The sequence below is a fragment of the Borborobacter xinjiangensis genome (assembly GCF_047739745.1).
GTDB lineage: Bacteria > Pseudomonadota > Alphaproteobacteria > Rhizobiales > Rhizobiaceae > Pseudaminobacter.
This window is the reverse complement of the sequence record NZ_JBLLVA010000049.1, coordinates 1-18,784: the sequence shown is the minus strand read 5'-3', so window position 1 is coordinate 18,784 and position 18,784 is coordinate 1. Positions and strand designations below refer to the sequence as shown.

At 57.1% G+C, this 18,784-nt stretch carries 15 protein-coding genes and 6 pseudogenes; 13 read left to right on the top strand and 8 right to left on the bottom strand.

What is annotated here, in order from left to right; all coding sequences use genetic code 11:
- Window positions 1-92: 92 nt before the first annotated feature.
- Window positions 93-641 carry a sugar transferase gene (locus ACLKMW_RS25395; protein WP_415727297.1) on the bottom strand — a complete coding sequence of 183 codons (549 nt, stop codon included), beginning with the start codon at window positions 639-641 and terminating at the stop codon, window positions 93-95.
- 236 nt (window positions 642-877) lie between these two features.
- The gene (locus ACLKMW_RS25390) at window positions 878-2,830 is read right to left on the bottom strand and encodes a polysaccharide biosynthesis protein (RefSeq protein WP_415727296.1); all 1,953 of its coding nucleotides are present in this window, start codon (window positions 2,828-2,830) and stop codon (window positions 878-880) included.
- Between the two features lie 449 nt (window positions 2,831-3,279).
- Between ACLKMW_RS25390 and ACLKMW_RS25385 the strand changes: the two genes are divergently transcribed.
- On the top strand, window positions 3,280-4,233 hold the full coding sequence (locus tag ACLKMW_RS25385) for an NAD-dependent epimerase/dehydratase family protein (RefSeq protein WP_415727295.1): 954 nt from the start codon (window positions 3,280-3,282) through the stop codon (window positions 4,231-4,233).
- Window positions 4,234-4,587: 354 nt separating this feature from the next.
- On the opposite strand, the gene ACLKMW_RS25380 is transcribed toward ACLKMW_RS25385, so the two are convergent.
- The 3 genes from ACLKMW_RS25380 to ACLKMW_RS25370 all read right to left on the bottom strand — a co-directional run bounded on the left by ACLKMW_RS25380 (window position 4,588) and on the right by ACLKMW_RS25370 (window position 8,145).
- Entirely contained in the window at window positions 4,588-5,784 is a 1,197-nt protein-coding gene (locus tag ACLKMW_RS25380; RefSeq protein ID WP_415727299.1) for a glycosyltransferase family 4 protein, read from the bottom strand.
- Between the two features lie 92 nt (window positions 5,785-5,876).
- The gene (locus tag ACLKMW_RS25375; RefSeq protein ID WP_415727294.1) at window positions 5,877-6,887 is read right to left on the bottom strand and encodes an NAD-dependent epimerase; all 1,011 of its coding nucleotides are present in this window, start codon (window positions 6,885-6,887) and stop codon (window positions 5,877-5,879) included.
- Between the two features lie 34 nt (window positions 6,888-6,921).
- Window positions 6,922-8,145: a nucleotide sugar dehydrogenase gene (locus tag ACLKMW_RS25370; RefSeq protein WP_415727298.1), complete on the bottom strand. Its 1,224-nt coding sequence runs from the start codon at window positions 8,143-8,145 to the stop codon at window positions 6,922-6,924.
- Between ACLKMW_RS25370 and ACLKMW_RS25365 the strand changes: the two genes are divergently transcribed.
- The gene (locus ACLKMW_RS25365; protein ID WP_415727300.1) at window positions 8,032-8,271 is read left to right on the top strand and encodes a hypothetical protein; all 240 of its coding nucleotides are present in this window, start codon (window positions 8,032-8,034) and stop codon (window positions 8,269-8,271) included. The two genes, ACLKMW_RS25370 and ACLKMW_RS25365, sit on opposite strands and share 114 nt — an antisense overlap.
- A 305-nt stretch (window positions 8,272-8,576) precedes the next feature.
- Window positions 8,577-9,149, top strand: a complete 573-nt coding sequence (locus ACLKMW_RS25360; protein WP_415727293.1) for an acyltransferase — start codon at window positions 8,577-8,579, stop codon at window positions 9,147-9,149.
- Window positions 9,150-9,342: 193 nt separating this feature from the next.
- Here ACLKMW_RS25360 and ACLKMW_RS25355 read toward each other — a convergent pair.
- Window positions 9,343-9,564: pseudogene (locus tag ACLKMW_RS25355) on the bottom strand (transposase domain-containing protein); the annotation flags it as partial.
- Window positions 9,565-9,859: 295 nt separating this feature from the next.
- Between ACLKMW_RS25355 and ACLKMW_RS25350 the strand changes: the two are divergent.
- The 3 genes and pseudogenes from ACLKMW_RS25350 to ACLKMW_RS25340 all read left to right on the top strand — a co-directional run.
- Window positions 9,860-10,490: pseudogene (locus ACLKMW_RS25350) on the top strand (transposase); the annotation flags it as partial.
- A gap of 516 nt (window positions 10,491-11,006) precedes the next feature.
- The gene (gene murJ, locus ACLKMW_RS25345; protein ID WP_415727292.1) at window positions 11,007-12,518 is read left to right on the top strand and encodes a murein biosynthesis integral membrane protein MurJ; all 1,512 of its coding nucleotides are present in this window, start codon (window positions 11,007-11,009) and stop codon (window positions 12,516-12,518) included.
- Window positions 12,519-12,546: 28 nt separating this feature from the next.
- A complete protein-coding gene (locus tag ACLKMW_RS25340) occupies window positions 12,547-13,374 on the top strand; it encodes a TylF/MycF/NovP-related O-methyltransferase (RefSeq protein ID WP_415727291.1) in 828 nt (275 codons plus the stop codon).
- A gap of 465 nt (window positions 13,375-13,839) precedes the next feature.
- Here the strand turns inward: ACLKMW_RS25340 and ACLKMW_RS25335 are convergent.
- Window positions 13,840-14,127 (bottom strand): annotated as a pseudogene (locus tag ACLKMW_RS25335) (integrase core domain-containing protein); the annotation flags it as partial.
- 9 nt (window positions 14,128-14,136) lie between these two features.
- Here ACLKMW_RS25335 and ACLKMW_RS25330 point away from each other — a divergent pair.
- From ACLKMW_RS25330 to ACLKMW_RS25305, 6 genes and pseudogenes are all read left to right on the top strand, one after another.
- Window positions 14,137-14,295, top strand: a pseudogene (locus ACLKMW_RS25330) (IS110 family transposase); the annotation flags it as partial.
- Window positions 14,296-14,380: 85 nt separating this feature from the next.
- On the top strand, window positions 14,381-15,406 hold the full coding sequence (locus ACLKMW_RS25325; RefSeq protein WP_415727290.1) for an IS110 family RNA-guided transposase: 1,026 nt from the start codon (window positions 14,381-14,383) through the stop codon (window positions 15,404-15,406).
- A 384-nt stretch (window positions 15,407-15,790) separates the two neighbouring features.
- Window positions 15,791-16,144, top strand: a complete 354-nt coding sequence (gene tnpA, locus ACLKMW_RS25320; RefSeq protein WP_413813896.1) for an IS66-like element accessory protein TnpA — start codon at window positions 15,791-15,793, stop codon at window positions 16,142-16,144.
- A pseudogene (gene tnpB / locus ACLKMW_RS25315) lies at window positions 16,141-16,407 on the top strand (IS66 family insertion sequence element accessory protein TnpB); the annotation flags it as partial. The gene tnpA and the pseudogene tnpB, both read left to right, overlap by 4 nt.
- A 72-nt stretch (window positions 16,408-16,479) precedes the next feature.
- Window positions 16,480-16,809 (top strand): annotated as a pseudogene (locus ACLKMW_RS25310) (transposase); the annotation flags it as partial.
- 751 nt (window positions 16,810-17,560) lie between these two features.
- Window positions 17,561-17,908, top strand: a complete 348-nt coding sequence (locus ACLKMW_RS25305) for a transposase (RefSeq protein WP_415727289.1) — start codon at window positions 17,561-17,563, stop codon at window positions 17,906-17,908.
- Window positions 17,909-17,956: 48 nt separating this feature from the next.
- Here the strand turns inward: ACLKMW_RS25305 and ACLKMW_RS25300 are convergent, their stop codons facing one another.
- The gene (locus ACLKMW_RS25300) at window positions 17,957-18,472 is read right to left on the bottom strand and encodes a hypothetical protein (protein WP_415727288.1); all 516 of its coding nucleotides are present in this window, start codon (window positions 18,470-18,472) and stop codon (window positions 17,957-17,959) included.
- 75 nt (window positions 18,473-18,547) lie between these two features.
- On the opposite strand from ACLKMW_RS25300, the gene ACLKMW_RS25295 reads away from it, so the two are divergent.
- Complete coding sequence (locus tag ACLKMW_RS25295) at window positions 18,548-18,736, top strand: hypothetical protein (protein ID WP_415727287.1); 189 nt, start codon at window positions 18,548-18,550, stop codon at window positions 18,734-18,736.
- The last annotated feature ends 48 nt before the right edge of the window (window positions 18,737-18,784 follow it).

Sequence of the window (18,784 nt, the reverse complement as noted above, 5' to 3'; positions counted from 1 at the left end):
CCTGGACATCGCAGCCTGAACGTTTCAGGCTAAATCCGCTCCAGCAAATGCCGGGACTGAACATCTAGATCACCCCGAGATTCGAGAAGCGATCAGCTGCGAACGCGATCTCCACTGCCTGCACCCGAAAAAATTGTGCGGAAAAGTATTTGCAAGTCGAGTCCAAAACTTCTATCTCGCAAATATTCTGCGTCCTTCTCGGCGAGGAGAACGGGATCTGACATGTCAATGCTGTTGATTTGTGCTAGTCCCGTAATACCAGGACGTAAAGAGAGAACACCTCTCTTCTCGCGTTCTTTGATCAGCACAGATTGCGTGGGTAGGGAAGGGCGGGGGCCTACAAAGCTCATTTCCCCCCTGAGCACATTCCAGAGCTGTGGCAGCTCGTCGAGTTTGGTTTTTCGCAAGTAAATACCAAGTGGAGTGATTTGCGTGATGGAGGCATGATGGGTCGGAACATCAGGTGTCCCGGTTTGCATGGTTCTTAGCTTGTAGCATCGAAAGAGCTTTCCATTTTGTCCTATGCGGTCTTGCGAGAAGATGCCGGGGCCGTCCGATTGGCACCGGATCTTCAAAACAAGAACGAGAATCACCAAGGATGCAAGGAGCAGCCCGAAAGCCGCACCGACAACGTCAAACATTCTCTTCAAATTCTAAGTCCCGCTTGTTCGACCGCTCGGATCAATATTCCCACTCGGGATATTTCTGCTTCCGACTTGCGCATCTGCGCATCAAACACCAAACAGATGATCAACATAAGCTGGCGTCCGTGTTGACTAATCTGGTCCCCAATAGCCTAACACGTTTCGGCAGCAGAGCTGTAGTTCAGAATGTCCTTGAACAGGGGAAGGCAACAAAAGCGAAAGCTTCTCAAAAATCAGCTTTCGACTTCCGCAGCTGCCTCACCGATTGCATCGGGAAGGTTTGGTTCTACCTCTTGTACATACTCAGGAACAACATGCGACAGAAGCTCGACGGCGCGCTTCGCGTCTTCGCGCTCGACCGCTGCTTCCAAGCCGCTTAGGATATTGTGGAGAAGAGTTTTGTCGATGAACCGCGGGGAGGCGATGACGTAGCCGTCTTCGGTCTTTCCATCTTGGACTTCCGACGGATCGAAGAGCTCCTCGAAAAGTTTCTCGCCCGGACGTAGGCCGACATAGGAAATCTCGATATCGACATGCGGCTTGTAGCCGGCCAACTGGATCATCCGTTCAGCCAGATCAACGATCCGCACCGGCTTGCCCATATCCAATACCATGATCTTGCCGCGCTCGTTCTGATCCCGCAGAGCCTGTGCGGATGCATGTAGCACGAGCCGAACCGCTTCCGGAATGGTCATAAAGAATCGGACTATATGGGGATGGGTGACCGTTACCGGGCCGCCAGCGGCTATTTGTTCCTGAAACCGCGGCACGACCGAGCCGTTCGACCCGAGCACATTGCCGAACCGCACCGTCTTAAAGCTAGTGGTGTTCGAACTCACGTCCAGGGACTGGCAATAAGCCTCGGCCGCACGTTTGGTAGCGCCCATAACGTTAGTCGGATTCACCGCTTTATCGGTCGAGATCATGATGAAGGCATGGGCTTTGTTGGCCAGCGCCGCATCGGCCACGTTGCGTGTCCCGAGGACATTCGTCTTTATGCCTTCGATCGGATTGTCCTCTACCAGCGGTACATGCTTGAGCGCGGCGGCGTGAAATACAACCTCCGGTTTGTACTTTCCGAAAACATCGGCGACGCGATTGGGTTCCCGGACATTGACAATCTGCGTGATGATCGGAAGGTGTGGATGGGTTTGCCGCAAATGCTTGTCGAGCAGGTAGATGTGGAATTCCGAATTATCGGTAATGATCAACTGCCGAGGGTTGAACCCCGCGATTTGTCGGCAAAGTTCCGAGCCGATCGAGCCGCCGGCGCCGGTCGCTAGAACGATGCGGCCGCTGATCAGTTGTGCTATCCCGCCTAAATCGGCGCATACTTCGGGGCGGCCGAGAAGGTCCTCGAGTTCGATCGGCTTCGGCTTTAAGAGGTGATCGCTGGTGATCGAGGAGGTCGTAGTCATGTCGGGGATTCGGGTCACCTTCATCCCCACGCCCGCCGCTGTTTCAAGGATGTCGCTTAACCGTTGGCGGCTGGGTCTATTCTCAGTGACGATAAGCTCCGAAATCTTGATTCCCCTTCGATCGAGGCGCTCCACGTAGTTCCTCACGTCTGCAAGGCCGCCGATAACCTTTACGCCATGGATAAGGCGCGAGTGCTTGGCTTGGTTGTCATCGAAAATTCCCACAACCGAGACATCGCTATCGCTATTTCGTCTGACGCTTCGAATAAAGCCCTCCGCACTGTGTGTTATTCCGAGAAGCAGAACCTTTCTACTCTTGAGAGAGGCGCTCACACCTGGTTTCATGTCTTTCCAACTGACATCCATGAAAAGTCGATAGGCAAGCCGCACCGCGCTCAGGCCAGTGATCAGGAACAGGGCGGAAAAGATCGGCACGCTGCGGGGGACATTCTGCCCGCGTGAAACCAGGAATGCGCTGATAGTGTAGATGCTGACCGCTACCACAACGGCTTTGATAACGGCCAACAGGTCTGAGATCGAAACATAACGCCACGAGCCTCTGCTGACGCCGAAAATGATGAAGCAGATACAGCAGACGACTGTAAAGGCTGCCGTTTTCTCTTGAAGGCCGGGCACACTTGCAAGGCGCTCGAAGCCGTAGGCGGAACCGTAGGCGGCAAAGAACGCGCCGGACGCAATCAATAAGTCAAGCGTCACACTGCCAAGACGCAAGATATTGTGACGTCTGGCTTTGAAGAAATTCAACATGTTGTCGAGCCGATTCAATGCTGAGACGCGTGTACCCCTTGCTGCTATCTTAGGCAAGCTGGACACTTCGATCAACGTTATGGCCGCAGAAATCCATTGTATTTATTGGCTGCAACCCAGAGCTACGGTTCCTGCTGGCCACCTAGCACGATCTGTGTGGTGCAGTCTTGCCGAGCTCTCCGACTCTCAAGCAGTTGGAGTTCAGCCGACTTGAGAGTTCTATTGCCTCGTGTGTGCTGCTACGACACGCGGAGCTGCGAGCTGTTCCGACGCAACACAAACAGAGCTCAACGGCGGCCTTGGTTGGTCGCTTACGAACGGCTAGGGTTGGGTTGGATACAACACTACGCTGAGGTGTAATCCGAGCATGTAATGTTTGTAAACTGGCTCCCATCCCTGATACTGCCTCGCCTAGTCGTCATACAGATCGAGAGCGTTGGAGCAGAGAAGTGGATAGAATACTGGTTACCGGTACCAGCGGCTTTGTGGGAAGACATTTGTTGACTAGGTTGAAGCGAGAGGGCCGCGAGCTCACTCTTGCGGGACGATCATTCTCTAGGACAGAAGTTGGGAGGACTGTAAAAACGCTAGTTGTCGGAGAAATCGGTCCTCGCACCGACTGGAGTGCAGCGCTAGAGGGTTGCGGCATCGTAATACATATGGCCGGCCAAGTGCCGGGGCCGGGCGTCTCAGCCAGTGATTTCGACACCGTGAACAACGAGGGTACGGCACGTCTCGCCGAGCAAGCCTTCGCTTCCGGAGTAAAGCTCTTTGTGCTATTGTCGAGCATCTTTGCTGTTGTTGATCATACGACCGAGATTCCCATTGACGATCTGTCGTTCCCCCCCTCTGCAACAACACCTTACGGTTTATCAAAATCGGCAGCCGAGGCACATATCGCGAATTTTGCGCGATCAGGACGCATAGGCGTTTCGCTGCGGCCACCATTAGTGTACGGAAAAAATGCGAAAGGTAATTGGCTGCGACTGCAACGACTTGCGGCCACGCAACTACCGCTGCCGTTTGGGAATGTCCACAACCGCCGCAGTTTCATTGCCGTCGAAAATCTGGTGGACGCGCTAGTGCGAGTAGTGTCAAGCGCAACTGACCGTGATGTCTCCGGCGTGTACGCGGTTGCCGACGAGGATGTTGTAAGTACTGCTGATACAGTTAAGTGGCTGCGCGACGGTATGGGGCTCTCGCCACGATTGTTGCCTGTCGATGTTGGAATTCTCAATTTATTATTGAATCTAACAGGCCAAACGAGCATGGCACAGAGTTTGCTCGGAAATCTTGAGGTCAACTCGTCGCGATTTCGAAGGGTGTTCCAATGGGAGCCGCCAGTTACTTCGCGCGAAGGGATCAAAGCTTCTGGGGCCCAGTTTCTTGCAGGTCGGCGATAATTTGTATACAGTCGCTCGATACCCGATCTTGTTCCACCGACAGTAAAGTGGGAGGCGGTACAATTGTCGACGAGGATGAGCCTTGCTTGGCCAGCTGCAGCACATTGAGTTCCCTTCGAGAAGAGTCGGTTTTCGAGGAGATCTGCGTGCCGCGCCACGGTAGTTGATCCATTGATCCATCGGCAGAGATCTTTTCAAAGGCCGCCTGGATTAGCCTGACGCCAAACGGGATTCGACCGGGAGGAAAGGACAGACTCGGTAGAGATGGCAATAGGCGCCTTCGACGTGATGAGCCTGCGCTTATGCCTGCTCGGCAGGTTCGCGCCGCTCCCATGCTGCGCGTTGACTGGTGCTTTAACGCTCGCTTCGGGTATCCCAAAGCAACTCCCGATAGATCTCGAACGTTCGGGAGATTACGCGTTCGATTGAAAAGCGCTCGCCAGCAACGGAACGCGCATTGGCTCCGCACCATCGTCGAAGGTCAGCGTCGGTCGTCATACGGCGCAGCGCGGCGGCAAGCGCCTGGGTATCGCCGACGGGCACGAGAAGCCCCGTTTCACCCTCACGGACAACCGCGCGGCAGCCCGCGATATCGGTCGCAATCATCGCGCAGCCACTTGCCGCTGCCTCTAATAGCGTCTTCGGTAAACCCTCGTGATAGGAGGGTAGACAGACGATCTGCGTCTGAGAAAGGATTGCGGGCATGTCTTCCTGCCAGCCCCACGCCTCCACCAGCCCTCCCGACACCCAAGCGTCGATCTCCGCTTGGCTCACGCTTGCCGGGTTCAGCGGGTCCGGGCGGCCGACGAGTGCAAACCGCGCCAGGCTTCCCTCCCTCTTCAGTATGCTGGCAGCTTCCACGAACTCTCCAACCCCTTTATCGCGCAGTAAGCGGGCCGGTAGGATAACGAGAGGTGGTTCTCCACCAGCGTCGGTTTGCCGATATCGTTCGAGTTCGACACCTGCGCCAGGGATAAGACGTACGGTCTCGGGATGGGCCAGCCGCTCATCGACGACGCGTTGCAGGTCCTGCTCGTTTTGGACGATCAGGCGGGAGTTGTGCATTCTCATCGCGAAGCCAAGTATCGGTTTTATAAGGCTGTGCAGAATACGGGCGCGCCACGACTTCGACGAGAACACATAGCCAAGACCGCCTAGCGCATTCACGACCTTTGGGCGGCCGGTCAAGCAGGCGGCAAGTGAGCCGTAGAGAGCGGGCTTGAGAGCGACATGGTGCGCGATGTCGGGATGAAACGACCGATAGATTTCGACAAGCCGCCGAAACGTCTTGAGATCGTGCAGCGGATGCACCCCGCCACGATTGAAGTCTACAGGATAAACGTTCAGCCCAGCAGCCCGGATCACCTCTTCGTCGGCTGACACCCGTGTGGCAATAGCGACGTCAAACCCCGCGTTCCGGGCTGCTTTCGCTAGGGTAATGCGATGGGAGACGAAGTACCAGTCTTCGGTGACAACGAAGAGAAGGCGCGGACGCCGCTTCTCCCTCACGAGGAACGCCCGAACATATCGAGTCAGATCGCAAGCGGTCATGTCGGGCACTTGATGATAAACTCCGGTACACTGCGAAAGCAACTCAGGCCCGGGGCTGGCCAGACGAAGGTCATGACGGCACGCCTGGTCTGCTAGCTGACCTTGTAAAAATCCTTGTACCAATCGACGAAACGGCGGATACCCACCTCGATCGGCGTGCGCGGCTGAAAGCCGACATCGGTAACCAAAGCGTCAACATCAGCATAGGTGCGCGGAACGTCGCCCGGTTGCAAAGGCAACATGTTCTTGATGGCCGCTTTGCCGACTGCCTTCTCGATGCATTCGATGAAATACATCAGTTCGACGGGCTGGTTGTTGCCGATATTGTAGAGGCGGTAAGGCGCGCTCGATGTTCCAGGATCGGGCTGCTCCCCGTTCCATTCGGCGTTCGGCGAGGCAATGTTGTCGAGCGTTCGAATGATCCCCTCTACGATGTCGTCGATGAAGGTGAAGTCGCGCGAATGCTGCCCAAAATTGAAGACGTCGATCGACTCGCCGGCCAGAATCTTGCGGGTGAAAAGGAAGAGCGACATGTCCGGTCGACCCCATGGCCCATAGACTGTGAAGAAGCGAAGTCCCGTAGCCGGAAGCTTGTAGAGATGTGAGTAGGAATGCGCCATCAACTCGTTTGCCTTCTTGCTAGCGGCATAGAGGCTGATTGGATGGTCGACATTGTCGTGAACCGAAAATGGCATGCGCGTGCTGGCGCCGTAGACCGAGCTCGATGACGCATATACCAGATGCTCGACACCGTTGTGACGGCATCCTTCCAAGATATGGAGGAACCCCACGATATTGGAATCGATGTAGCTGTGTGGGTTTTCGAATGCATAGCGCACGCCGGCTTGTGCCGCCAGGTTGACGACGCGGGCCGGCTTGTGCTCGGCGAAGATGCGCTCGATACTTGCGCGATCCTGAAGATCGCATTTCTCGAACCGGAAGTTGCGAATGCTTTCAAGGCGCCTCAAACGGGCGTGCTTCAGATTGACATCATAGTAGTCGTTTAGATTGTCGATGCCGATGACCTCATCGCCGCGCTCAAGGAGCGCCTTGGAGGTGTGCGAGCCGATAAAGCCGGCAGCACCGGTAACAAGGACTTTCATTCGCAATCTCCCTTTTGGCCATTGCGGCAGCCGTTCAGAGGCGTGCGTCGCTATCGGCGCTCGGCAAAACCTGCTTCAGATCGTAAATCACACCCTTTTCGACAAGCAGCGCACGCAGTCCGGCTCCGCCGATCTCGCGGAACTCGTCATGATTGACCGCAAGCACGATTGCATCGAACGGACCTGCCGGCATTTCCGACTCTATCACAATACCGTACTCTTCACGGACTTCGTGCGCGTTGGCGTAAGGGTCGTACACCGCAATTTCGCCGATCAGCGACCCCAATTCGCGCACAAGATCGGCAACCTTGGTGTTGCGTATGTCGGGGCAGTTTTCCTTGAAAGTTAATCCGAGAACGAGCACGCGCGCCTTCCTGATTTCTAGGCCACGCTTGAGCATGGTCTTGACCACGTCAAGCGCTACCCACTCGGACATGCCGTCATTGATGCGGCGGCCAGCTAGGATCATCTCCGGATGAAATCCGATCGACTGCGCTTTGTGGGTCAGGTAATAGGGGTCGACGCCGATGCAGTGACCGCCAACCAGACCGGGTCGGTAGCCGTGAAAATTCCATTTGGTGCCGGCGGCCGCGAGCACTTCGCGCGTTTCGAGATCCATGCGTTTGAAGAGCTGCGCCAATTCGTTCACGAGGGCGATGTTCACGTCGCGCTGGATGTTCTCGATGACCTTGGACGCCTCCGCGATCTTTATCGAGCTCGCGCGATGTGTCCCCGCGGTTACGACGCGGGCATAAACGGCGTTGACCAGATCGGCGACCTGAGGGGTCGATCCAGAGGTAACCTTTACGATGTCGGGCAGGCGATGCTGATGATCCCCCGGATTAATACGCTCTGGCGAATAGCCCGCGAAGAACGTCTCGTTAAAAATTAGACCCGAATGCTTTGCTAAGATTGGCGCGCACACGTCCTCGGTAACGCCGGGATAGACGGTGGATTCATATACGACAATGTCGCCGGCGCGCATCGTCCCACCCACTGTCTCGGAGGCGCGCTGCAAAGCGCGCAAATCCGGCTGGAGCGCCTCGTTGATGGGCGTCGGAACCGTTACGATATAGAAATTGGCTGCCTCGAGATCAGCAATGTCGTTGGAAAAAGTTAGGTGTTTGGCCCCGGAGAATTCTGCATGGGTGACTTCTCGGGTGCGATCTTTGCCGTCCCTCAGCTCCGCGATCCGGCCCCCATCTATATCGAAGCCGACGACGGGAAAATGTCTTGCAAGATAGACCGCAAGCGGCAGGCCGACATAACCAAGGCCGACGACCGCGATCCGGACATCGTCGATACTCATCACACTCATAAAGCCTCCAAGATCAGGAAGACGAGCGGTAGAATGAGTCGTTCGTCGACCGGGGTTACCCCCTAAAGATTCGGCTAGTAGATTGCAAGGCGCAACGGCTTCGGTCGCGTGCGAACGTGTTCCATCAGGGACGTTATGCTTGTCGGAGGACTCTGCTTTCCGGCACTCGTCGAGCAGGCGAAGGAACGTCCTTCCGCAAGCCGTGCGGCGCGCAAGCCATAGCCACTGCGATCAGGTCAGGGTTGCCTACCCCTATAACTATGCTACGACTGAAGCACCTATTCTTGGGCGACGGAGTCCGGTCGTCTCGAGCCTTCAACGCTCGTTGCCTTCGGTCGCTTTGCTGGGCGGGCAGTTTTAGCGAGGCTCTGATGATACATGAAAGCTCTTACGTCGATAGCAGTGCCGAGATCGGCGAGGGAACGAGAATATGGCACTTCAGCCATATTCGTGCCGGCACAAAAATTGGCAAGAATTGTTCCGTAGGCCAGAATGTTATGATTGGGCCTGAGGTCACAGTCGGGAACAGCTGCAAAATTCAGAATAATGTATCCGTCTACAAGAACGTAACGCTAGAAGATGAGGTCTTCTGCGGCCCTTCGTGCGTTTTTACCAACGTCGTCAACCCACGCGCATTCATTGAACGGAAACACCAGTTCGAGACGACTATTGTGCGCCGAGGTGCGTCAATTGGGGCGAATGCAACAATTGTTTGTGGTGTCGAAATCGGCGAGTACGCAATGATTGCTGCTGGCGCAGTCGTCACCAAAAACGTTCCATCACACGCTTTGATGATGGGTGTTCCAGCGCGCCAAGTGGGATGGGTAACAAGAGAAGGCGCGACCGTCTTGAATGATCCTTCCGCACCGGGAAGCCTTGCTGATCTTGATGCGGCACAGAGCAGTCGGGACGATCCAAACCCTTTCTCTAGTGAGCAGACCTGACTCAGGCCGACAGGCCGACAGACATACCCCGCGGCTCTTTCCACCGTAGCACAACGTCGGGGTAGTACGTCAAAGAAACCCCATGCGTGATAGGAGAGTTCGGTCGACGAGCTCCTACCTGCGGCCGGACGCGCCGCGCGATAAATCAATTCGCAGGATGGCAGCTTGTTAGTAAGCGCGAAGCTGCGACCGTTCAGCTCTGGTAGTTCCAAGGCATGATGGCATCGATGTCGCTGTTTGGCCAACCATTGGCGATGCGCTCGAGGTCTGGGTGAGCCAGGCGTGCGGATCGATCTGGTTCATTTTTGCCGTGGCCACATGTGTGGCGATAGTGGCCCAAGTCCGTCCACCGCCGTCGCTGTCGGCGAAGAGGCTTCTTCCTCGTAATTGTCTGGGGCCTGATGGGCTTGTCAAGCTCTCTCATCGCACTCTTCAAACGGGTTTCAAGGTTTTAGGTCTTCGCACAAGGAGTGTTCAGGATTCTCTCCGCGACCATGTTGACCGGCACCGTTGGCGTTGGACGGTGGGCGACCGATGTCTCTGGGCGATGAATATTTTCCCTACTGTAGGCAACGAAAATTCCTTGGTTGGGCTGCTGCCGCCAGCTCCGGGACGCGTCCTGGAGCTGGCGGCAGCAGCCCGTGTCGATAGTCCGTGCCGATCTTATCGGGACGGAAACGGCGCTGGTGGCCCAACGTGGAGAACTTCTTATGATATTGGATCTGCACCGTCAGGGCCTGTCGGTGACCGCGATCGCGCCCCGGACGGGTCGCGATCTGAGGACGGCCCAAAAAATAAATTGAATGCGGGCTCGAACTGCCCGTCTATGGCCGCGCCAGGTAGGGCGGCCAAACAAGATCGTCCTGTTTGTCGATTATCTGCACGGATGTATCGCCGCCTATCGCGATCTCAGTGAAGCGCTACGTGGCGGCGATCCGGCCAGAAGATCACCCTCTTCCATTCGAGGTGCGGTTCGAGACGCCGTCTGGATACCAGGCGCAGGTTGACTTCGCCCGGTTCGTCCCCGAGTTCGCGTCAGCCCGGAGGGTGACGCGCATCGTCTGGTTGTTCTCGCTGGTGCTTGCCCATTCGCGCTACATTCTCGCCCGCTATGTCATGCACCAGGATCTGCAGACACTTCTGCGCTGTCATTGCCAAGCGTTTGACGCATCGGCGGCGTGCCGGTCGAGATCCTTTGCGACTGCACAAGACGGCTCTGACCGGCGAAGATGACGAAGGCCATATCATTTCCAATCGTCCGCTTCTGGCACTGGCTAGGTACTACGGCTTCCAGCCGAAAGCCTGCCGGCCTATCGCGCCAAAGCGACGGGAAAGGTCGAGCACCGCCGTGGATTGGCCGTTTTTGGAAAGCGACACTCCTAGCAATCTTCTGATTGCAGTTCCGGTTGAGGGCCGCCCTTATTTCCTGTGGGGCGGAGTATTCTCCTTTTATCGCTGCTATTTTTGAGTTCTAGCTGCGCAAGGTTGCAGAAATACTAGCCGAACGCCAGATGGCTCTCCGTCCGTTCCGAGGCGGTAAGACCTAGCTTCGATACCTTATTCGACCGCAGGGATCAGGCTCTGAGCACTTCCCGAACGATTGCCAATCGTCGCGCTGTTCGAACCGCGCCGTCGAGCAGGTGACCGATTTATGGCCGACGAGATCGAGAGAGTTCGACGCACAGCACGGGCGACCGACGGCCCGAATGGCGGCCACGTTGACCCTCCACTGAGAACTAGATAAGACCGCGCGTCAGTCGAAGCGCAAGGCTGCGACGCAACGAGAGCCTCGCTTTCGTCGGGGCGCTATTCTCCGAGAGATCTGCCGATGCCCGCCAATCCAGATCGCGCGACGAAATGCTGAAGTCGACGCAGACGGTGACGGCCCTCGGCCTAGTCATTCAGGTGGTCGGCTTCCTGCGGACCATGATGATCGCTGCCGCCCTCGGCGTGTCGGTTGTGATCGACGCCTATAATCTCGGCATCATAGCCCCGACCTTTATTGCAACGGTCCTTGGCGGTTGGTTGCAGGTCGGCTTCGTGGGGCGCTATGCGGGACTGGTGGGTCTTGGCGAAGACGTCCATGCCGCCGACTATCGCACGAAGATGCTGGTCCTGGTTGCTGTCATCGCCAGCGCGCTTGCTGCGGTCTGCTCCTTCTTCCCCGAACCAATCATGGCGATGTTCATGTCCGGACAGGATGTGACCCGGACACTCGCCGCCGATGCCTTGCGGATTGCTGCTTGGACGCTCGTGCCAGTGCTGACAGCCGATTTCATCGGCCTCGTGTTGAACAGCCATGGCCGCTTCTTCGCAGCGGCTTTCGCGCCGCTGCTCAACGCCGTCGTTTCTATCCTCGGTTTGTGGCTGTGGCCTTCCATCGACCTCGGTTCGTTGTTGTGGACCCTCCTGATGGGCGCCGGAGCCCAGCTCGCCTTCGTTATCTGGGCGCTTTCACGGCTCCAGCTCGACTATTCGGCGAATTTGCACGAAACGCGTGGCGAGGTGCTTGCGACGGTTATGGTGGCACTGCCCATCCTACCCGCGATTATGCTCGCCAACTCGGCCGCCGCCATTATACAGTTTCAGGCGTCAGAGCTTGGGGACGGTGCGGTCTCGATCTTTGGATATGCGTCGAGGCTGCACGCAGCCGTATCCCAAATCCTCGTCATGGGACTGAGTACAGTGCTGCTGCCCCACTTCGCGTCTCTATGGTCACGCGGAGAAACCGTAGAGATCGTGCGGCTGCTACGGATCATGGCCAGAGTGGCGACGCTTCTGATCGGCGTACTGACCCTCGGCATTTTCCTGATGGGTCAGGATGCGATCGCCTTGTTGCTTGGACGCGGCGCATTCGGACGCGAGGAAGCAGATGCCGTCGGGCGGGTTTGGGCGGTTCTCAGCTTGGGCCTTTTTCCATTTGCGCTGGGCACGTTCATCGCGAAGCTGGCGCAGGCCACGCGGAATACCCGCGCTATACTTGCTACCGGCTTCGTCTCCTTTGCCGCCGTGTTCATCGTCAGCTACGTTGGCGTTCAAGCCCGCAGCATCGAGCTCGTGTCTGCCTCGTCCACGGTGGCGTTTGCAAGTGTCCTGGTGGCGTGGCTATATTGGATGGCGCGGAACTTCGAGGCGAAGCCGGTCTTGATGGACATAGGTGTTGCCGCGTTGATGAGCGCTCCAATTCTTGCGTTCATGGCTGTTTCCGAGGGCATGACAGCTCACCTCGCAGGTGATTTGCCGCTGTTCATCAATCTTTGCTTGCGGGGGACAGCCTTCTTGACTACGGGAGCGGGACTGGTTGCGCTCCTCGGTTTACGCGGTTGGTACTTCAGCGATGCCCCACTCCCGTTTCGACGCAACAATTAGTCGAATGCATAAAATGTAGGAATGCACCATGAAAGTTCTTAAATCGGCGATTGAAGGCCTCATCAACCGGCGGATTTCGCGTGCCTTCTCTATGCCCAAGGAATTCGGTGATACGAAAGCGATCGATCGACTAGCGGAAGCAGTCGAGGCGCTGGCGAACGACCGGTGTTTTTCAGATCAGCAGCGGCACGAGCTCCTCTATGCCATCAACAGGGCAATCCTTCCTGAATTTGTCATTGCTGACAGGGGGCGCTACATCCTCAAGAATAAGAAATTCCGCGCGTATTTCGAACGCTTCTCCGCTGAAAATTGGAAGTCCTTCGAGCGACGCTGGAATCTCGGCGAATTCCTGAAGCTGCTGTCGCATATCCCAGGCCAGCTAGCCGAATGCGGCGTGTTTCGAGGCGGCAATGCCTACCAACTCTGCCAGTTCGCCCAGGCGCATGGCCGTGAGGTTCATCTCTTCGATTCCTATGAGGGTCTAAGCGCGCCGAACGAGGCCGACGGAGCCTACTGGAAGAAAGGCGACCTGTCGTTCTCCGAAGAACTCGTGCACCGGAACTTATCGGAGTTCGATTGCTTCAAGACGTACAAGGGCTGGATTCCGGATGCCTTCCCGCAGGTGGAGAACCAAATCTATTCATTCGTTCATGTTGACGTCGATCTGGAACAGCCCACCTATGACAGCATCGCCTTCTTCTATAACCGGCTGAGCAAAGGTGGCATCATCCTGTTGGATGATCATGGCTATGACACCTGTCCGGGCGCACGCAAGGCAGCCCTCAATTTTATGGTTGACAAGCCGGAACCCGTCCTTGATCTTTCGAGCGGCCAAGGCTTGATCATCAAGCAGTGAATGTGCTTTCGATGTTCGGAAAGTTTGATGGAGCCCGCAGATCGGGTTAGGCGAGGTGCTCGTGGCAGGCTGCGCTGCCTTATGATCGCCGTGGCTGATCAAAGGGCCGATCAACGGGGCAATGGGGAACGGTTCAGCTTTATGTCGAGCAGGTTCTGGTGCCGAACCTCAAGCCCGGCGATATCGTGACCATGGAAAAATCGGCTCGCACAAGGGGAAGGCAGCAAGCCGCGCCATTCGCGGCGCCGGAGCAAAATTCCTGTTTCTGCCGAAAGACTCACTTGATCTAACCTGATCGAGCAGCTGTTTGCCAAGCAAGCATTGGCGCAAAGGCGTAGAAGAGCAGTTCGGCGGACCATCGACACCGTCTGCGACACCACCGGACACATCCTCGATGCCATCACAACAACCGAATGCGTCAACTCTGGAGTGCACCCTGTTTGACCAGACAGGCAGCAGGTTGCGTTAAGCACCAGCGGCCTTCGCCCTGAACTCGCGTGGCGAGAGGAAGCGCAAGCCGGAGTGCGGGTGGATTTCATTGTTGTTATCGAACCATTCGGGCAGCAAGGTCGGGACGGTTCCGGCGTCGGGCAGAATGATGTTTCGGGCGTAGTCGCGTTTCAGCGTTTTGACGAAGGCCTCGGAGATACCGTTGCTCTGCGGCGAGCGAACAGGGGTGAAGGCCAGCAGGCCCAAGGCCGCCGCCGTCGTCGCCGTTTCGCGCGCGATATAGGCACTGCCATTGTCGGACAATGGGACAATGCGCAGTTGAGGAAGCTTGGCGACCTGTTCGGCAAGGCCGGTCGCCAGCAACTCGCCGCGCTCAGCGTATCGGAGATCGACCGCGTCCAGATCGATTGCGGGCTGGCGTTCATCGGCGACATCGACGGGCGGATCAAACAGTCGGAAACCACGATCCGGGGTGAGCGATGGGGTGGACGCTCCCACTCAACGGCATCTTCGTGCCAGAATGGTTGTGTTGGAACCATTACAAGGGAGAGCGTCCATGGAAAAGGTTAGCATAATCGGCTTGGATTTGGCCAAGAGCATAATTCAAGTTCACGCGGCCAGCGTAGATGGATCGGTGCTTTTTCGGCGGAAGATTTCAAGCAAGAAGTTGCTTGCCTTCCTGTCGGGGCTTGATCCGTGCATTGTAGCGATGGAGGCGTGTGCCGGGAGCCACCATTGGGGCCGCGAGATTGCCGCGCTTGGGCATCGAGTGAAGTTGATCGCGCCAATTTACGTCAAGCCGTTCGTCAAGCGCCAGAAGAACGATGCGGCCGATGCGGAAGCCATCTGCGAGGCGGCTATGCGACCAACTATGCGTTTCGTAGCAGTTAAAAGCGAGGAAAAGCAGGCTGCGGCGACGGTATTCAAGGTACGTGACCTTCTCGTTCGACAAAAGACCCAAATCATCAATGCTTTGCGTGGTCTAATGGCAGAGTTCGGAATTACCGTTCCCCAAGGCCCTTCGCATGTCGGTATTCTGATCAGTCACGTTGAAGACGATGGCTCCAGCTTGACCGAGGCGGCACGCGCACCCTGCTTAGCATTGGTTTTAACATTGCGAGCACTCGTTGATAAGGTTCGGGAACTTGACCTGGAAATTAGTCGGAGGGCGCGGCAGGATGACGTCGCCAAGCGGCTTATGAGCATTCCAGGAATTGGGCCTGTCATCGCGACGGCGCTCGAAGCTTTGGCGCCGCCTGCAGAGACGTTTACACGAGGTCGAGATTTCTCCGCTTGGATGGGTTTGACACCGCGGCAGCATTCTTCTGGCGGCAAACCCCGGCTCGGCAAGACCTCGAAGATGGGGCAGCGTGATCTTCGTCGATTGTTGATAATTGGGGCGTCAGCGGTTGTTCGCTGGGCATCGAGGCGCGGAGCGTTAGATGGATCCTGGTTATCGCGAATGATCGGCAAAAAGCCGCCGATGCTGATCACTGTTGCACTCGCCAATAGGATGGGGCGGATTGCTTGGGCGCTTATGACAAGCGGAGGTCGCTACGAGGAACAACGGCTAGCAGTATAAGATCAGCTCTGGCGGAGAGGATTTCTAACCGCCATTGCGAGTGTGAGCAGGTCGAACGAAGGATATGGACAAACGGTCACGAGACGGGATTAGGAAAACCAGTTCTGCCGGACGGCACCTCGAGTGCGCGTGAGCGTTTTGGACCTGATCTGCGAACTCCCATATGGGCCCGCGACGTATTAAGGTCGCAACTAGAGGCCGGACACACGTCAGCACCCGACCAACGTTCAAGACTGAGTGAAGATTTTGCTTGCATTCTAGGGAGCGTCCACACACGTCCGGTGAGCGGATTTTGCTGAACGAGCCAGTTAAGCGATGTTCTGGCATTAGAACCAGCAATAGTGCTGACACTAATATCAGATCTGAGAGGTTGGCATGGCTCGCATGGAGATCATTTCCGGCGTTGAGCGTAGGCGGCGGTGGTCGAAGGAAGCGAAGCTGGCGATATTGGCTGAAGCCGATCAACCGGGCGTTCGCATTGGTGATGTCGCTCGTCGCCATGACATTTATCCTGCGCAGATCCGTTTATGGCGGAAAACGCTTAGCCACTTGGATGTGTCAGCCTCGTTCCTGCCGGTCCACCTGGTCAACGAAATAAGCCTCGGGCAGATGCCGGCGGCCGGCGGGGGGCCAGTGCTTATCAAGATCCAGCTACGAAATGGTCGCAGTTTGAAAGTTCCGGCGGACATTGAACGCAAGACGCTGTCATCGTTGATCGCGTGTGTTGAGGCTGCATGATCGGGCCGACAGGAAATGTGCGGGTCTACTTGGCTTGCGGGGTGACCGATATGCGGCGCGGTATCGATGGTCTGTCTGCTATGGTCGAGGCGGTGATCAAGGAAGCGCCGGGTTCCGGAGCGATCTTCGGGTTCCGTGGAAAGCGCGCCGACCGGATCAAGCTTCTATGGTGGGATGGCCAAGGGTTCTGCCTATTCTACAAGATTCTCGAGCGCGGATACTTTCCTTGGCCGACGGCGAAAGATGGTGTTGCGCATCTGACGCAGGCTCGTATTGCCTCACCCAAGAGTGTTCCCAAAGACCAATGCCGTTGCCGAATTTCACCTTGTTTGTCGCGCGGCATGAAGAAGCTGGTCGCTTATGCCGGCCTCGTCCCCTCGACCTATTCCTCGGGTGGCAAGACCTATCATGGCAAGATCATCAAGCAGGGCAACAAGTGGCTGCGCTGGGCCTTTGTGGAGGCGGTCGCACCGGCGCTTGCCACTGATCCGCAGCTTCGCGCCCAGTATGAGCATCTGAAGTTCCGTGGACCCAACAAAGCGCGTTGCTATCGCGCGCAAGCTTTTACGATCGCCTTCCAGATCCTGCGCGACCGGCGCCCCTACGAGCGGCGCGGCGCCAATGGCGAGGAAGGCGCATCGTCGACGATATCCCGGCTGTCCTGATGTCGGTTTAGCGAGCCCGGCAGGTCTGGGCTGCGCTCGTACAGGAGAATGGGAAGCCGGGAGCCGAACGCCTCTATGTGACCGAAGTCGAAGCGGCATCAGGGTTACGGATTGGAGATTGGTTCAGAACCGCAAGACAGGGAACGTCTGTCCCGCGAACGGTGAGGATTTTGCCGATCGGCCCAACGCCGATCAAAAACACAACCGAACCCTGGGAAAAGCCGCACAGAACAAGCGTTTTGCCCCTTGTGTTCTTTCATTGGGACCGACATGCCGGGCTGCATGGCTTCTTCGACTAGGCGAACCTTCTCGGCTGTCGTCCAGCGCCGCCAGCGCTGCACCGAGGTAATTACTTCAACACGCCGCGGATGGGAGAATGGATCAGAAGTCATAGTCATAATCATAGGCGTATGCCTATGCCTTATCGGCTAGGCTGCCTGTCCGGTCAAAAACGGGGTGCACTGCGTGTTTCAGCAAGTCCCGGACACCTTTTCCGTAAGTCCCGGACACCGTTTTCACTAAGTCGCGGACAGTGATTCCCCTACGTCCCGGACAGTTTCCGGGGTGGATTCGACGGTCGGTTCTCGGCTGCGCCGTTCTGGCATTTTGGCTCTCTCATCATCGAACCGAGGTAAGCGGCAAGGAGACCCCGTCTGGCGCAGGGAATTGGCGGTCGGATATCGGTGGCGGACGTTGTGAGCCGATGTGAGCTTCTATGTCTGCACCTAGTTCTGGAACTAGAACCTTCCACATGATCGAAGCGATTGCGGAGCGCCTTGATGGGGCGCTGCGGCAACTTCGCCGGCGTTGGTCTGATGAGTTCAAGGCACAGCTTGTCGCGGAGGCGCTGGAGCCCGGCGCCAGTGTCTCGGCGATCGCCCATCGGGTTGGCATTCATCCATCGCAGCTCTTCGCCTGGCGTCGTGACGCTCGGCACGGACGACGTGCTCCATCGCGGCTTCCGGGTTGCGAAGCAGTCGTGGTGCAGACAGCAGGCGCGATGATCGAGGTCGTCATTGGCAACGTTGTTGTGCGCGCTGGCGCGAACGTCGATGAAACGCACTTGCAGCGGGTGATCCGGGCGGTCCGTTCGGCATGATCCCTTCCAGCTGTCAAGCGAATCCAGGAACTGACCCCTCCTATTGCCTCACCGATCAATGTTACCCAAGGCAGCAGTGGCGACAGTGCTCGTATGAGCTGCCGCAGCGGTGGCAGGTGATAGCGGCAAGCTCTTGATCCAGCCGCCATCAAGGATGACCAGCCCAGCCATTTCCATGCGCCAGGCCTTCACCAGCCGTTGCACCATTCTGATGTTCTTTTCTTTGAAGCGGGCTGGATCGATCTCCTTCAGCCGTTGCAACACGGCGGCTGCCGAGAGGGCCGGGTCTTCCTTTAGCCATTCCTTGATCCGAACCTCAAAAGGCTCGTACATGCTGGGTCTTTTCGGCCAGGGTTTGGTCCGCCGATAGGGCCGCCGATGCGTTGGCCGCGTCTCGCCGCTCTTCCAGGCTGTTTTCAAGTTCGCAGCGAAGCTCTGCAGATCGATGACCAACGGCTCCTCAATTTGCGCATTCAGGCCACGACGATTGACCCGCCTTCCAAGCTCTTCCTGTGCGGCGCGGATGTCGGCAAACAGCAGCACCGGGTCGGCTGTCTCCAGCAAGGCCCGAAGCCGCTCCTTATCGGCCTCGGCCACACCAGGATGAGCAAGGACACGGGCCGCGGGTGGAACAGGCGGATGATAGCGCTTGATTACACGGGCACCGATGCGCGTCTTCGCCTGCAGCTTGAAGGATGGCTGGAACAGATTGCCGTGAACCCGCACTACCGCATAAAGGCGTTCAAGGGCCGCCGTCGCATCCGCGCCGACAAACCGGCCATACCCCCACCAGGCGGCGCACGATGGCGCCGTTGGGCGCCGTCATAGGCCGCCGCGCTGGTGACATTCCAGCCACGGATGAGGCCGTGCCGGCGA

Bases quoted from the DNA above. Each gene is read 5' to 3' on its own strand.
- ACLKMW_RS25395 (WP_415727297.1), bottom strand. From the start codon at position 641: ATGTTTGACGTTGTCGGTGCGGCTTTCGGGCTGCTCCTTGCATCCTTG.
- ACLKMW_RS25390 (WP_415727296.1), bottom strand. From the start codon at position 2,830: ATGTTGAATTTCTTCAAAGCCAGACGTCACAATATCTTGCGTCTTGGC.
- ACLKMW_RS25380 (WP_415727299.1), bottom strand. From the start codon at position 5,784: ATGACCGCTTGCGATCTGACTCGATATGTTCGGGCGTTCCTCGTGAGG.
- ACLKMW_RS25375 (WP_415727294.1), bottom strand. From the start codon at position 6,887: ATGAAAGTCCTTGTTACCGGTGCTGCCGGCTTTATCGGCTCGCACACC.
- ACLKMW_RS25365 (WP_415727300.1), top strand. From the start codon at position 8,032: ATGGGTGACTTCTCGGGTGCGATCTTTGCCGTCCCTCAGCTCCGCGAT.
- ACLKMW_RS25360 (WP_415727293.1), top strand. From the start codon at position 8,577: ATGATACATGAAAGCTCTTACGTCGATAGCAGTGCCGAGATCGGCGAG.
- murJ (WP_415727292.1), top strand. From the start codon at position 11,007: ATGCTGAAGTCGACGCAGACGGTGACGGCCCTCGGCCTAGTCATTCAG.
- ACLKMW_RS25340 (WP_415727291.1), top strand. From the start codon at position 12,547: ATGAAAGTTCTTAAATCGGCGATTGAAGGCCTCATCAACCGGCGGATT.
- ACLKMW_RS25325 (WP_415727290.1), top strand. From the start codon at position 14,381: ATGGAAAAGGTTAGCATAATCGGCTTGGATTTGGCCAAGAGCATAATT.
- tnpA (WP_413813896.1), top strand. From the start codon at position 15,791: ATGGAGATCATTTCCGGCGTTGAGCGTAGGCGGCGGTGGTCGAAGGAA.
- ACLKMW_RS25305 (WP_415727289.1), top strand. From the start codon at position 17,561: ATGATCGAAGCGATTGCGGAGCGCCTTGATGGGGCGCTGCGGCAACTT.
- ACLKMW_RS25295 (WP_415727287.1), top strand. From the start codon at position 18,548: ATGATAGCGCTTGATTACACGGGCACCGATGCGCGTCTTCGCCTGCAG.